The following is an 11948-nucleotide window of genomic DNA, read 5'->3' as shown; positions in this document are numbered from 1 at the left end:
TCTCCGAGGTCATCCCGGTCTTCTCCCGTAAGCCGATGTTCGGTTACACGGGTCTGATCGGCGCGACCATCGCGATCGCGGGTCTGTCCGTGACGGTGTGGGCGCACCACATGTACGTCACCGGCGGTGTGCTGCTGCCGTTCTTCTCCTTCATGACGTTCCTCATCGCCGTACCGACCGGTGTGAAGTTCTTCAACTGGATCGGAACGATGTGGAAGGGCTCGTTGTCCTTCGAGACCCCGATGCTCTGGGCGACCGGCTTCCTGATCACCTTCACCTTCGGTGGTCTGACCGGTGTCATCCTGGCCTCGCCGCCGATGGACTTCCACGTCTCCGACTCGTACTTCGTGGTGGCGCACTTCCACTACGTCGTCTTCGGCACCGTGGTGTTCGCGATGTTCTCCGGCTTCCACTTCTGGTGGCCGAAGTGGACCGGCAAGATGCTGGACGAGCGCCTCGGCAAGATCACCTTCTGGACGCTGTTCATCGGCTTCCACGGCACGTTCCTGGTCCAGCACTGGCTGGGTGCCGAGGGCATGCCGCGTCGTTACGCCGACTACCTGGCGGCCGACGGCTTCACCGCGCTGAACACGATCTCGACGATCAGCTCGTTCCTGCTCGGCATGTCGATCCTGCCGTTCTTCTACAACGTGTGGAAGACGGCCAAGTACGGCAAGCCGGTCGGCGTCGACGACCCGTGGGGCTACGGCCGCTCCCTGGAGTGGGCGACCTCCTGCCCGCCGCCGCGGCACAACTTCATCACCATGCCGCGGATCCGCAGTGAATCCCCGGCGTTCGATCTGCACCACCCCGAGATCGCGGCTCTCGACCAGCTCGAGAACGTCGGTCACGGCGAGAAGGCCATCGCTGGTGGCAAGGAGGCCGGCAAGTGAAGATCCAGGGCAAGATGTTCATGTGGCTGAGCGTCTTCGTCCTCGCCATGGCTGTGGTCTATGGCGTGTGGTCGAAGGAGCCGGCCGGTACCACGGCCCTCTTCCTGGCCTTCGGCCTGTGCATCATGATCGGCTTCTATCTGGGCTTCACGGCCAAGCGGGTGGACGCCGGTGCGCAGGACGACAAGGACGCGGACGTCGCGGACGACGCCGGCGAGGTCGGGTTCTTCAGCCCGCACAGCTGGCAGCCGCTGTCCCTGGGCATCGGAGGCGCCCTCGCCTTCCTGTCCGTCGCCATCGGCTGGTGGCTGATGTACTTCTCGCTGCCGATCATCCTGATCGGCATCTGGGGCTGGGTCTTCGAGTACTACCGCGGTGAGAACCGCACCCAGTAACACGCGCCGAGCGTTCAGGGGCCCGGACACTCCGAGAGGAGCGTCCGGGCCTCCGCCTTTTGCCCCAACCCATGTCACCCGTACGAGTCGCTCGGCGTGCCGCTGTTGACGCGGCTTCCTAGCGTGAGCTCATGAGCCACACAGCGATATCCCGCCCCCGCACCGCCGTCAGCTGCACGCTGCTGGTGACAGCCCTCTGCGTGGGCGTCACCGCCTGCGGCTCGGACGGCAACCCGCTCGCCGCCCGCCCCTACGACGCGGCGGACCAGATCTCCTTCAACGCCCCCGACGGCGGCCACAAGAAGGCCGACCCGGACAAGCCCCTGGAAGTCGTCGAGGACTCCGACGGGCGCATCACGGACGTCACGGCCCACGACGCCTCAGGACGCTACGTGGCGGGCGAACTCGCCGCCGACGGCAGCCGCTGGCACAGCACCACCCCGCTCGCCGCCAACGCCAGCTACACGGTCCGTGTGAGCACCGAGGACGAGGACGGGGCGCCCGGCCGCAAGGTCGTCACCTTCGACACCGGCAAGCCCACCACCCAGAAGCGCCTGGACGTCGCCTTCGGCCCCAAGGCGGGCACCTACGGCGTGGGTCAGCCCGTCACGGCCGAACTGAGCCAGCCCGTCAAGGACCCGGCCCAGCGGGCCGTCGTGGAGCGCGCCCTCAAGGTCTCCTCCACGCCCGCCACGGACGGCGCCTGGCACTGGGTGGACGACAAGAAGCTCCACTACCGCCCGAAGGACTACTGGCCCGCACAGGCGACCGTCCAGGTCCGCAGCAACCTGGAGGGCATCAAGATCGGCGACCGGATGTGGGGCGGCAAGGCCAAGCCGCTGACCTTCACCACCGCGGACAAGCTCATAGCCGTCACGGACGCCGCCGCCCACCAGATGACCGTCTACAAGAACGACGAGGTCATCCGGCAGATACCCGTCACCACGGGCAAGCCCGGCTACGACACCCGCAACGGCGTCAAGGTCGTCCTCGCCAAGGAGGGCACCGTCCGCATGACGAGCGCCAGCATCGGCTCCTCGGACTTCTACGACCTGATCGTCCACCACTCCGTCCGCGTCACCAACAGCGGCGAGTACGTCCACGCCGCCCCCTGGTCCGTCGGCTCCCAGGGCTTCGCCAACGTCAGCCACGGCTGCACCGGCATGAGCACCGAGAACGCGGCCTGGTTCTACGACACCGTCCGCGAGGGCGACATCGTCAAGGTCGTGAACTCCGGCGGCGACATGATGGCCCCCTTCGGCAACGGCTACGGCGACTGGAACCTCGACTGGGCGAAGTGGCGCACCGGCAGCGCGCTCGTCGGTGGTACCCCGGACGGTCCGGACGCGGCCGAGCAGGCCCGTCTGCGCCCGCAGAGCGTCTGAACGCCCTCAGGGGCACGTCCCCTCAAGGGGCGCGGGGAACTGCGCGAACAACCCCCACGCGCCCGCAGCCGCCGAAAACAAGGCGAACCGGCCCCCTAGGCGTTCAAAGCCGCCTTGTCCCGCAACAGAGAAGCCAGCGCGGCAGCGAACTCCACCGGCTCCACCGGCAGGGTCACCGCCGCCTCCGCCCGGCTCCAGGTCGCCAGCCACGCGTCCTGGGGCCGCCCGATCAGCAGCAGCACCGGCGGGCAGTCGAACACCTCGTCCTTGATCTGCCGGCAGACGCCCATGCCCCCCATCGGCACGGCCTCGCCGTCCAGCACACAGACGTCGATCCCGCCCCGGTCCAGTTCCCGCAGCACCGCGTCCGGAGTCGCACACTCCAGGAACTCCACCACGGGAACGTCCGGAGCCGGCCTCCGTCCCGTGGCGAGCCGCACCTGCTCGCGGGTGTTGGAGTCGTCGCTGTAGACCAGCACCGTGGCGGTCGGCTGCATTGTTCCTCCGTGACGTCAGCGTCGTAAGGACAGGCCCGTTGGGCCGGATGCTACTCCCTTGAACACCACGTCAACACCGGTACGACCGGTGAAGACACTCCGAACGGCACCCCCCGGAGTGAGGGCGGGATAAGCGACCGACATAATGTCGGTCGTGGCGACAGCAACGACAGTAGAAACCGGGCACGCGCACCCGTCGGTCAATCGGCCGAACCTCACCAGTGTCGGAACGATCATCTGGCTGAGTTCCGAGCTGATGTTCTTCGCGGCCCTCTTCGCGATGTACTTCACCCTGCGATCGGTGACGGGTCCCGATCACTGGAAGGAGATGGCCTCCCATCTCAACTTCCCGTTCTCGGCGACGAACACCACCATCCTGGTGCTCTCCTCGCTCACCTGCCAGCTCGGCGTCTTCGCCGCCGAGCGCGGTGACGTGAAGAAGCTCCGGATGTGGTTCATCGTCACGTTCGTGATGGGTGCGATCTTCATCGGCGGTCAGGTCTTCGAGTACACGGAGCTGGTCAAGGACGCGGGCCTGTCCCTGTCCTCCGACCCGTACGGCTCGGTGTTCTACCTGACCACCGGCTTCCACGGCCTGCACGTGACGGGCGGTCTCATCGCCTTCCTGCTGGTCCTGGGACGGACCTACGCGGCCCGGAGGTTCACCCACGAGCAGGCGACGGCCGCGATCGTCGTGTCCTACTACTGGCACTTCGTCGATGTCGTCTGGATCGGTCTCTTCGCCACGATCTACATGATCAAGTAGCAGGGCCCGCATCCGCGCGTGCTCGACGAAGCGCGCATCCCAGAAGCATCGACGCAGAAGATCCTGACACCGGGGTAATCCGTGAAAAAGCTCTCCGCACGACGACGCCACCCGTTGGCGGCGCTCGTCGTCCTACTCCTCGCGCTGGCATGCACCGGGGGGCTGTACGCCGTGTTCGCACCCGCGGACCAGGCGCAGGCCGACGAAACCGCCCAGTCCCTCACCATCGAGGAGGGCAAGAAGCTCTACTCGGTCGGCTGCGCCAGTTGCCACGGCACCGGCGGTCAGGGCACCACCGACGGCCCGAGCCTGGTGGGTGTGGGCGCCGCGGCCGTCGACTTCCAGGTGGGCACCGGCCGGATGCCGGCCGCCACCTCCCAGGGCCCCCAGGTCCCGGCGAAGAAGAACATCTACTCGCAGGCCGAGATCGACCAGCTCGCGGCGTTCATCGCGTCGCTGGGCGCCGGTCCGTCCGTCCCGACGGAGGAGCAGTACGGCCCCGAGGGTGCCGACATCGCCGAGGGCGGTGAGCTGTTCCGCACCAACTGCGCGCAGTGCCACAACTTCACCGGCAAGGGCGGCGCGCTGACGCACGGCAAGTACGCGCCGGAACTCGAGGGCGTCTCCCCGAAGCACATCTACGAGGCCATGCAGACCGGCCCGCAGAACATGCCGTCCTTCCCCGACACCACGCTGTCGGAGAAGAACAAGAAGGACATCATCGCGTACCTCGACGCGGTCAACGGCAGCAAGACCGAGAGCCCCGGCGGCCTCGAACTGGGCGGCCTCGGGCCGGTCAGCGAGGGCCTGTTCGGCTGGATCTTCGGTCTCGGCGGTCTGATCGCCGTCGCCGTGTGGGTCGCCGCCCGGACCGCAAAGGCCAAGAAGTCATGAGTAGCCAAGACATTCCAGAAGAGAACCTGCCTGCCGCGCAGTCCGCAGGCCATGACGAGCACGGGCACGGCGCGGTGAGCGTCGCGGGCGACAAGAACCCGTTCGCCGACCCGGGCCTGCCTCCCCACGAGCACCGGGTCCAGGACGTCGACGAGCGGGCCGCCAAGCGGTCCGAGCGCTCGGTCGCCTTCCTGTTCACCCTGTCGATGCTGGCGACGGTCGGCTTCATCGCCTCCTTCGTGGCGATCCCGGTCGACAAGTCGGTCTTCATCTTCCCGCTCGGTCACATCAGCGCGCTGAACTTCGCACTGGGCATGACGCTCGGCATCGCGCTGTTCTGCATCGGCGCGGGCGCCGTCCACTGGGCGCGCACCCTGATGTCCGACGTGGAGGTCGCCGACGAGCGGCACCCGATCGAGGCGTCGCCCGAGGTCCGCGAGAAGGTCTTCGCGGACTTCAAGCAGGGGGCCCAGGAGTCGGCGCTCGGCCGCCGCAAGCTGATCCGCAACACGATGCTCGGCGCGCTCACGCTGGTGCCGCTCTCCGGCGTCGTGCTGCTGCGCGACCTCGGCCCGCTGCCGGGCACCAAGCTCCGCCACACGCTGTGGTCCAAGGGCAAGCTGCTCGTCAACATGAACACGAACGAGCCGCTGCGTCCGTCCGATGTCGCGGTCGGTTCGCTGACCTTCGCCAAGCCCGAGGGCCTGGAGGAGCACGACCACGACTTCCAGAACGAGATCGCCAAGGCCGCCCTGATGATCGTCCGGATCCAGCCGGAGAACATCAAGGACAAGCGCGAGCTCGAGTGGTCGCACCAGGGCATCGTCGCGTACTCGAAGATCTGCACCCACGTCGGTTGCCCGATCTCCCTGTACGAGCAGCAGACGCACCACGTGCTCTGCCCCTGCCACCAGTCCACCTTCGACCTGTCCGACGGTGCCCGAGTGATCTTCGGTCCCGCCGGTCACGCCCTGCCGCAGCTGCGCATCGGCGTGAACGACGAGGGCTACCTCGAGGCGCTCGGCGACTTCGAAGAGCCCGTCGGTCCTGCCTTCTGGGAGCGCGGATGAGTAACAAGGACGACCGCCGCAAGGCACCCGCCGGAGAGCGGGTCGCCGACTGGGCCGACGGCCGCCTGGGGATCTACTCCCTGGCCAAGGCCAACATGCGCAAGATCTTCCCGGACCACTGGTCCTTCATGCTCGGTGAGATCTGCCTCTACAGCTTCATCATCATCATCCTCACGGGTGTGTACCTGACGCTGTTCTTCCACCCGTCGATGAACGAGGTGGAGTACCACGGCAGTTACGTCCCGCTCCAGGGGCAGCTGATGTCGGAGGCGTTCGCCTCCACGCTGGACATCAGCTTCGACGTCCGCGGCGGTCTGCTCATCCGGCAGATCCACCACTGGGCGGCGATCATCTTCCTCGCCGGCATGTTCGTGCACATGATGCGCGTCTTCTTCACCGGCGCGTTCCGCAAGCCGCGTGAGATCAACTGGATGTTCGGCTTCCTGCTGTTCGTCCTGGGCATGTTCACCGGCTTCACCGGCTACTCGCTCCCGGACGACCTGCTCTCCGGTACGGGTGTCCGCTTCACGCAGGGCGCGATCCTGTCCGTGCCGATCGTGGGCACGTACATCTCGATGTTCCTGTTCGGCGGGGAGTTCCCGGGTACCGACTTCGTCGCCCGGTTCTACTCGATCCACATCCTGCTGCTGCCGGGCATCATGCTCGGGCTCGTGGTCGGCCACCTGATCCTGGTCTTCTACCACAAGCACACCCAGTTCGCGGGTCCCGGCCGGACCAACAAGAACGTCGTCGGCATGCCGCTGCTGCCGGTCTACATGGCCAAGGCCGGAGGCTTCTTCTTCCTGGTCTTCGGTGTCATCGCGGCCCTCGCCGGCATCGCGACGATCAACCCGATCTGGGTCCTGGGTCCCTACCGGCCCGACCAGGTCTCGACCGGTGCCCAGCCCGACTGGTACATGGGCTTCGCCGAGGGTCTCATCCGCGCGATGCCCGGCTGGGAGGTCAACTTCTGGGGTCACACGCTCGTCCTGGGCGTGTTCATCCCGCTGGTGCTGTTCGGCGTGTTCCTCGGCATCATCGCCATGTACCCGTTCATCGAGTCGTGGGTCACCGGGGACAAGCGCGAGCACCACATCCTGGACCGTCCGCGCAACAACCCGACCCGTACCGGTGTCGGTGTCGCGTGGGTGACCGGCTACATCATCATGCTGATCGGCGGTGGCAACGACATCGTCGCCACGCACTTCCATCTGTCGATCAACTCGGTCACCTGGTTCGTCCGGATCGGGTTCTTCCTCGGACCGGTCCTCGCCTTCGTCGTCACCAAGCGCATCTGCCTCGGCCTGCAGCGCCGGGACAAGGAGAAGGTGCTGCACGGCCGCGAGTCGGGCATCATCAAGCGCCTGCCGCACGGTGAGTTCATCGAGGTGCACGAGCCGCTCAGCCAGGAGCAGATGTACACGCTCACGGCTCACGAGCAGTACAAGCCGGCCGAGATCGGCCCGACGGTCGACGAGAACGGTGTCGAGCGCAAGGTGAAGGGTTCCGAGAAGCTGCGCGCCAAGCTCAGCGACGCCTACTACGGCGAGGGTGCCCAGATCCCGAAGCCCACCGCCGAGGAGTACCGGGAGATCACGAGCGGCCACGGCCACCACTGATCACTGCTTCGCCACACCACAGAGGGGCCTCGTCCGATCGCCGGACGGGGCCCTTCCCCGTGCCCGGGGCTGGATAGGGTGGACCCGTTGAGACTCTCGTCCCGCAGTGCGGGACGCCTGACCCTGGAGCGGCTTATGAGCGCTGTGACCCCCGCTGGAGGCGACACCGCGGCGGGCCGCTCCTGGCCCCTGCTGTTGAACGGCCTGCTGGACGGCAGGCACCTGAGCGCGGACGACACCGCCTGGGCGATGGACCGGATCATGCGGGGCGAGGCGACCGAGGCGCAGATCGCCGGGTTCGTCGTGGCCCTGCGCGCCAAGGGCGAGACCGTCGAGGAGATCAACGGCCTGGTCCGCACGATGTACGCGCACGCCAACGTGATCGAGGTGCCCGGGGCGACGGTCGACATCGTCGGCACCGGCGGCGACGGCGCCAAGACGGTCAACATCTCCACGATGTCCTCGATCGTCGTGGCCGGCACCGGCGCGAAGGTCGTCAAGCACGGCAACCGCGCCGCCTCCTCGGCGTCCGGGGCCTCCGACGTGCTGGAGAAGCTCGGCGTCAACCTGGAGCTGCCCGTGCACCGCGTCTCGGAGGTCGCCGAGGAGGCCGGGATCACCTTCTGCTTCGCGGTGAAGTTCCACCCGGCGCTGCGGCACGCCGGCGCCGCCCGCGGCCAGTTGGGCATCCGCACGGTGTTCAACGCCCTCGGCCCGCTCACCAACCCGGCCCGGGTCCGCGCCCAGGCCGTCGGCGTGGCGGATCCCCGCATGGCGCCGATCGTCGCGGGCGTCTTCGCCGAGCGCGGCAACTCCTCCCTGGTCTTCCGGGGCGACGACGGCCTGGACGAGCTGACCACCACGGCCACCTCCCGGGTCTGGATCGTCCGGGGCGGCGAAGTGACCGAGGAGGCCTTCGACCCGCGAGAGGTGGGCCTCGAACTGGTCCCCGTGGAGGCGCTGCGCGGCGCGGACGCCTCCTACAACGCCGAGGTCGCACGGCGGCTCCTGGACGGGGAGACGGGGCCGGTGCGGGACGCGGTGGTGCTGAACTCGGCGGCGGCCCTGGTGGCCCTGGAGCCGACGGAAGCGCCGCTGGCCGAGCAGATCCGCGCCGGGATGACGAAGGCGGCCGAGTCGATCGACTCGGGCGCGGCGAAGCGCACCCTGGAGCGCTGGGTGGCAGCCAGCAACAAGTAGGGAACCACGGACGGCGTCCCGCGATCCGGACCCGGGTTGCGGGCCGCCGATCTTTTCGCGTACGTTCCTGAGCAGGTCATGAGTGACAGTCATGAGGCCCCGGCCGACTGTCCGGCAACCCTCCGTCCGTGGCGGGGTGCCCCGGGTGAAGACCAGGCCGCAGGCAGCGAGGTCTGCGGCAAGCGCGGACCCCTCGCACGCTTTTGAAAAGTGTGGGGCCAGGGGTCCTGGTCGTCGAGGAGTTCTCCCGTGAATCAGCGAATGCGATAGGGCCGCAGAGCCCCGCCTCCGCATCCCTCTTTCCTTCACCCCCCGCTGGTAGCCGTACCGGCTTGCGGGCGGATTCCACCTGCCTTCACGGGAGTTCCGTCATGTCCGTCTCCACCCTTGCCGCCGACAAGTCCGTTTGTGCCCCCCTGCCCGTTCTGGGCCGGGATGTCACCGTGCCGCTCGTGACCGGTGGCGAGGTCACCTACGCCGCCCTCGACTACGCCGCCAGCGCCCCGGCGCTCCAGCGGGTCTGGGACGACGTCGCCGCCTACGCGCCGTACTACGGCAGCGTCCACCGCGGCGCCGGGTACCTCTCCCAGCTCTCCACCGACCTGTTCGAGAACGCCCGCCGGACCGTCGCGGAGTTCCTCGACTGCCGCGAGGGCGACCAGGTCGTGTTCACCCGGTCCACCACCGACTCCCTCAACCTCCTCGCCGCCGCGCTCCCCGCCGACTGCCGGGTCTTCGTCTTCGAGACCGAGCACCACGCCTCGCTGCTGCCGTGGCGCGGTGCCCAGGTCACCTACCTCGACGCCCCGCGCAGCCCCCGCGAGGCCGTCGAGACCCTGGAGCGCGCCCTCACCGACCGTGACCCTCACGGACCGGCCCTGGTGTGCGTCACCGGCGCCTCGAACGTCACCGGTGAGCTGTGGCCCGTACGGGAGCTCACGGCGGCCGCGCACGCCCACGGTGCGCGCGTCGTGCTGGACGCCGCGCAGCTGGCCCCGCACCACGAGGTGTCCGTCGCCGACCTCGACGTCGACTGGGTCGCCTTCTCCGGGCACAAGCTGTACGCGCCCTTCGGCTCGGGCGTCCTGGCCGGGCGGGTCGACTGGCTGCGCGCGGCCGAGCCGTACCTCGCGGGCGGCGGCGCCAGCCGCAAGGTCGGCCGGCGGGAGGACGGGGGCGTGGACGTGGAGTGGCACGACAGCGCCGCCCGCCACGAGGCCGGGTCGCCCAACGTCATCGGCGCCTACGCCCTCGCGTCGGCCTGCAAGGCGCTGACCGAGGCCGGTTTCGACACCCTCGTCGCCCGTGAGCAGTACCTGGTCCGCGCGGTGCGCGACGGACTCGCCGACGTCCCCGAGGTGCGGTTCCTGTCCCTCTTCGGGGACGACGCGCCGCGCGTCGGGGTGCTCTCCTTCGTCGTCGAGGGCTGGAACAGCTCCCACTTCGCCGCCGCCCTGTCCGCCGAGTACGGCATCGGCGTACGGGACGGGCTGTTCTGCGCCCATCCGCTGCTGCGCACCCTGCTCGGCAGCGACCCACAGGCGCAGGGGGAGTGCGGGGCGCCGGAAGCCGCGCCCGGGGAGAAGTCGCTCAACGCCATCCGGGTCAGCTTCGGCGCCGGCACGCCGGACGAGCACGTGGAGCGCTTCGTGCGGGCGGTGAAGGAGCTCGTGGCGAACGGCGCGAAGTGGACCTACCGCACGGAGGACGGCCGCTGCGTGCCGGACACCTCCGCCTGAGGCGGTCCACGCCGGGGGAGGGGGGCTAGTTGTCCAGCCCGATCGAGAACGCCGCCTCCAGGTCGTGCTGCGAGTACGTACGGAACGCCACGTGCGTGTCCGTGCCCTCCACACCGGGGATCTTGCTGATCCGGCCCGGGATGACCTCCGCCAGGTCCTCGTGCTCCTTCACCCGGACCATCGCGATCAGGTCATAGGTGCCGGTGACGGAGAAGACCTCGCTGACGCTGTCCAGCGCCGCGATCGACTCGGCGATCTCGGGGATCCGGTCCACGCTGGTCTTGATCAGGACGATCGCGGTGATCACGGCTGGTTCTCTCCCTCGGGGGCCGGAGCAGGGGCGGCCTTCACTCTAGTAGGGCTGGTGGGGCGGCCGTAGCGGACCGACGCATAGCCGAAGCCCAGACCGAATCCGATCAGGTGGGCGAGGTAGGCCACCCCCGGCCCGTCCGGGGCCCGCCCGGCCGCCAGCCACTGCAGCGCCGCCCAGAACGGCAGCACGACCCATGCCGGGAAGCGCACCGGCAGGAAGAAGAGGAACGGCAGGAGGCTGGTCACCCGGGCACGGGGGAACAGGTACAGGAACGCGCCGAGGACCGCCGAGATCGCCCCCGAGGCGCCGACCAGGGACTGCTCGGAGTCCGCGTTGGCGACGGCGTAGCCCAGCAGGGCCAGGTAGCCGCAGCCGACGTAGAACAGGGTGAACTGCACTCGGCCCATCCGCTCCTCGGTCATCGCCCCGAAGACGTAGAGGAAGAGCATGTTGCCGAGCAGGTGGACCCAGCTGCCGTGGACGAAGAGCGCGGTCGCGGGGGTGAGGGCCGGTCTCCCGGACCCTTCGAACAGTTCTGCGGGGATCACGCCCCAGCGCCGGAAGTAGGCCCGCTGCACGGCGAGCAGCTCGTCGCCCGTGCCGTACGCCGGGTTCAGGCCCGAGGCGGGTCCGGCCAGGAAGGCCAGGCAGCACAGGGCGATCAGGGTGTACGTCACCGGCGCCGACGACCCCCTGACCGATCTGCCGGCCCGGACGATCGAGGCACTCCACTTGCGGATCATGAATACAGAGCATGACGTAACCGGACGCAACCGCCCAGACCGCCTCGCCGCCGTGGACACGCGGGCGGCGGGTACCCGCCAGGCCTTAGGGTTACGGACCACACGCACCGGGGATGCCGGTCGCATCACGGACACTAGAAGGAAAGAGAACAGGTCACGATGACGGTTCCCCTGCCGACCGCCGAGACGCGTTGGCGCTGCACCCTCTGCGGCAACCTCACGAGGTTCGACGTGACCCGCTCCTCGAAGGTCGTCGAGTACGTCCACCTCGACCTGGCCGGAGAGCCGAAGGTCGAGGAGCGCGAGGTCCTCAGTGAGACCATCGAGTCGGTGCGCTGCCGCTGGTGTAACGCGGTGGACCAGGTGGAACTCGTGGACAGGCCGGGCGCCGGCTCCTGACGGGAGCAGGCCCCGCACAGCATTGGGGTGTGACG

General features: G+C 68.6%; 13 protein-coding genes and 1 riboswitch. Of the genes, 10 read left to right on the top strand and 3 right to left on the bottom strand.

Annotated elements, in window-relative coordinates; translation table 11 throughout:
• The 3 genes from K4G64_RS10015 to K4G64_RS10005 form a co-directional block, all read left to right on the top strand.
• The coding region (locus K4G64_RS10015) for a cbb3-type cytochrome c oxidase subunit I (protein WP_221755668.1) at nucleotides 1-893 on the top strand (893 nt) is incomplete at its 5' end.
• On the top strand, nucleotides 890-1288 hold the full coding sequence (locus K4G64_RS10010) for a cytochrome c oxidase subunit 4 (RefSeq protein ID WP_221755667.1): 399 nt from the start codon (nucleotides 890-892) through the stop codon (nucleotides 1286-1288). The genes K4G64_RS10015 and K4G64_RS10010, both read left to right, overlap by 4 nt.
• A gap of 131 nt (nucleotides 1289-1419) precedes the next feature.
• Nucleotides 1420-2673, top strand: a complete 1254-nt coding sequence (locus tag K4G64_RS10005) for an Ig-like domain-containing protein (RefSeq protein WP_221755666.1) — start codon at nucleotides 1420-1422, stop codon at nucleotides 2671-2673.
• 95 nt (nucleotides 2674-2768) lie between these two features.
• Here K4G64_RS10005 and K4G64_RS10000 read toward each other — a convergent pair whose 3' ends face one another.
• Nucleotides 2769-3170 carry a response regulator transcription factor gene (locus K4G64_RS10000; RefSeq protein ID WP_189589645.1) on the bottom strand — a complete coding sequence of 134 codons (402 nt, stop codon included), beginning with the start codon at nucleotides 3168-3170 and terminating at the stop codon, nucleotides 2769-2771.
• 145 nt (nucleotides 3171-3315) lie between these two features.
• Between K4G64_RS10000 and K4G64_RS09995 the strand changes: the two genes are divergently transcribed.
• The 6 genes from K4G64_RS09995 to K4G64_RS09970 all read left to right on the top strand — a co-directional run bounded on the left by K4G64_RS09995 (nucleotide 3316) and on the right by K4G64_RS09970 (nucleotide 10458).
• Nucleotides 3316-3936, top strand: coding sequence for a heme-copper oxidase subunit III (locus tag K4G64_RS09995; RefSeq protein ID WP_221755665.1), 621 nt, complete (start codon nucleotides 3316-3318; stop codon nucleotides 3934-3936).
• Nucleotides 3937-4017: 81 nt separating this feature from the next.
• The gene (locus K4G64_RS09990) at nucleotides 4018-4830 is read left to right on the top strand and encodes a cytochrome c (protein ID WP_221755664.1); all 813 of its coding nucleotides are present in this window, start codon (nucleotides 4018-4020) and stop codon (nucleotides 4828-4830) included.
• A complete protein-coding gene (locus K4G64_RS09985; protein WP_221755663.1) occupies nucleotides 4827-5900 on the top strand; it encodes a ubiquinol-cytochrome c reductase iron-sulfur subunit in 1074 nt (357 codons plus the stop codon). The genes K4G64_RS09990 and K4G64_RS09985 overlap by 4 nt, the downstream gene beginning before the upstream one ends.
• A complete protein-coding gene (locus K4G64_RS09980) occupies nucleotides 5897-7519 on the top strand; it encodes a cytochrome bc complex cytochrome b subunit (protein ID WP_221755662.1) in 1623 nt (540 codons plus the stop codon). The genes K4G64_RS09985 and K4G64_RS09980 overlap by 4 nt, the downstream gene beginning before the upstream one ends.
• A 135-nt stretch (nucleotides 7520-7654) precedes the next feature.
• Nucleotides 7655-8719 (top strand): anthranilate phosphoribosyltransferase, encoded by a 1065-nt coding sequence (gene trpD / locus K4G64_RS09975; protein WP_221755661.1) that lies wholly within the window; start codon nucleotides 7655-7657, stop codon nucleotides 8717-8719.
• A gap of 74 nt (nucleotides 8720-8793) precedes the next feature.
• Nucleotides 8794-8910, top strand: a riboswitch (SAM riboswitch).
• 180 nt (nucleotides 8911-9090) lie between these two features.
• Complete coding sequence (locus K4G64_RS09970) at nucleotides 9091-10458, top strand: aminotransferase class V-fold PLP-dependent enzyme (RefSeq protein ID WP_221755660.1); 1368 nt, start codon at nucleotides 9091-9093, stop codon at nucleotides 10456-10458.
• Nucleotides 10459-10483: 25 nt separating this feature from the next.
• On the opposite strand, the gene K4G64_RS09965 is transcribed toward K4G64_RS09970, so the two are convergent.
• Both K4G64_RS09965 and K4G64_RS09960 read right to left on the bottom strand, forming a co-directional pair.
• Nucleotides 10484-10765, bottom strand: coding sequence for an Lrp/AsnC family transcriptional regulator (locus K4G64_RS09965; protein ID WP_030848030.1), 282 nt, complete (start codon nucleotides 10763-10765; stop codon nucleotides 10484-10486).
• A complete protein-coding gene (locus K4G64_RS09960; protein WP_221755659.1) occupies nucleotides 10762-11514 on the bottom strand; it encodes a rhomboid family intramembrane serine protease in 753 nt (250 codons plus the stop codon). The genes K4G64_RS09965 and K4G64_RS09960 overlap by 4 nt, the downstream gene beginning before the upstream one ends.
• 159 nt (nucleotides 11515-11673) lie before the next feature.
• On the opposite strand from K4G64_RS09960, the gene K4G64_RS09955 reads away from it, so the two are divergent.
• Entirely contained in the window at nucleotides 11674-11913 is a 240-nt protein-coding gene (locus K4G64_RS09955; RefSeq protein WP_003989675.1) for a hypothetical protein, read from the top strand.
• Nucleotides 11914-11948 lie beyond the last annotated feature (35 nt).

The organism is Streptomyces sp. WAC04114 (assembly GCF_019733245.1).
Taxonomy (GTDB): Bacteria; Actinomycetota; Actinomycetes; order Streptomycetales; family Streptomycetaceae; genus Streptomyces; species Streptomyces massasporeus_A.
This window is presented reverse-complemented; position numbering and strand designations above follow the sequence as displayed.

What these genes read in the sequence shown, in the direction of transcription:
- K4G64_RS10005 (WP_221755666.1), top strand. Translation starts at nt 1,420, where the DNA reads ATGAGCCACACAGCGATATCCCGCCCCCGCACCGCCGTCAGCTGCACG.
- K4G64_RS10000 (WP_189589645.1), bottom strand. Translation starts at nt 3,170, where the DNA reads ATGCAGCCGACCGCCACGGTGCTGGTCTACAGCGACGACTCCAACACC.
- K4G64_RS09995 (WP_221755665.1), top strand. Translation starts at nt 3,316, where the DNA reads ATGTCGGTCGTGGCGACAGCAACGACAGTAGAAACCGGGCACGCGCAC.
- K4G64_RS09985 (WP_221755663.1), top strand. Translation starts at nt 4,827, where the DNA reads ATGAGTAGCCAAGACATTCCAGAAGAGAACCTGCCTGCCGCGCAGTCC.
- K4G64_RS09980 (WP_221755662.1), top strand. Translation starts at nt 5,897, where the DNA reads ATGAGTAACAAGGACGACCGCCGCAAGGCACCCGCCGGAGAGCGGGTC.
- trpD (WP_221755661.1), top strand. Translation starts at nt 7,655, where the DNA reads ATGAGCGCTGTGACCCCCGCTGGAGGCGACACCGCGGCGGGCCGCTCC.
- K4G64_RS09970 (WP_221755660.1), top strand. Translation starts at nt 9,091, where the DNA reads ATGTCCGTCTCCACCCTTGCCGCCGACAAGTCCGTTTGTGCCCCCCTG.
- K4G64_RS09960 (WP_221755659.1), bottom strand. Translation starts at nt 11,514, where the DNA reads ATGATCCGCAAGTGGAGTGCCTCGATCGTCCGGGCCGGCAGATCGGTC.
- K4G64_RS09955 (WP_003989675.1), top strand. Translation starts at nt 11,674, where the DNA reads ATGACGGTTCCCCTGCCGACCGCCGAGACGCGTTGGCGCTGCACCCTC.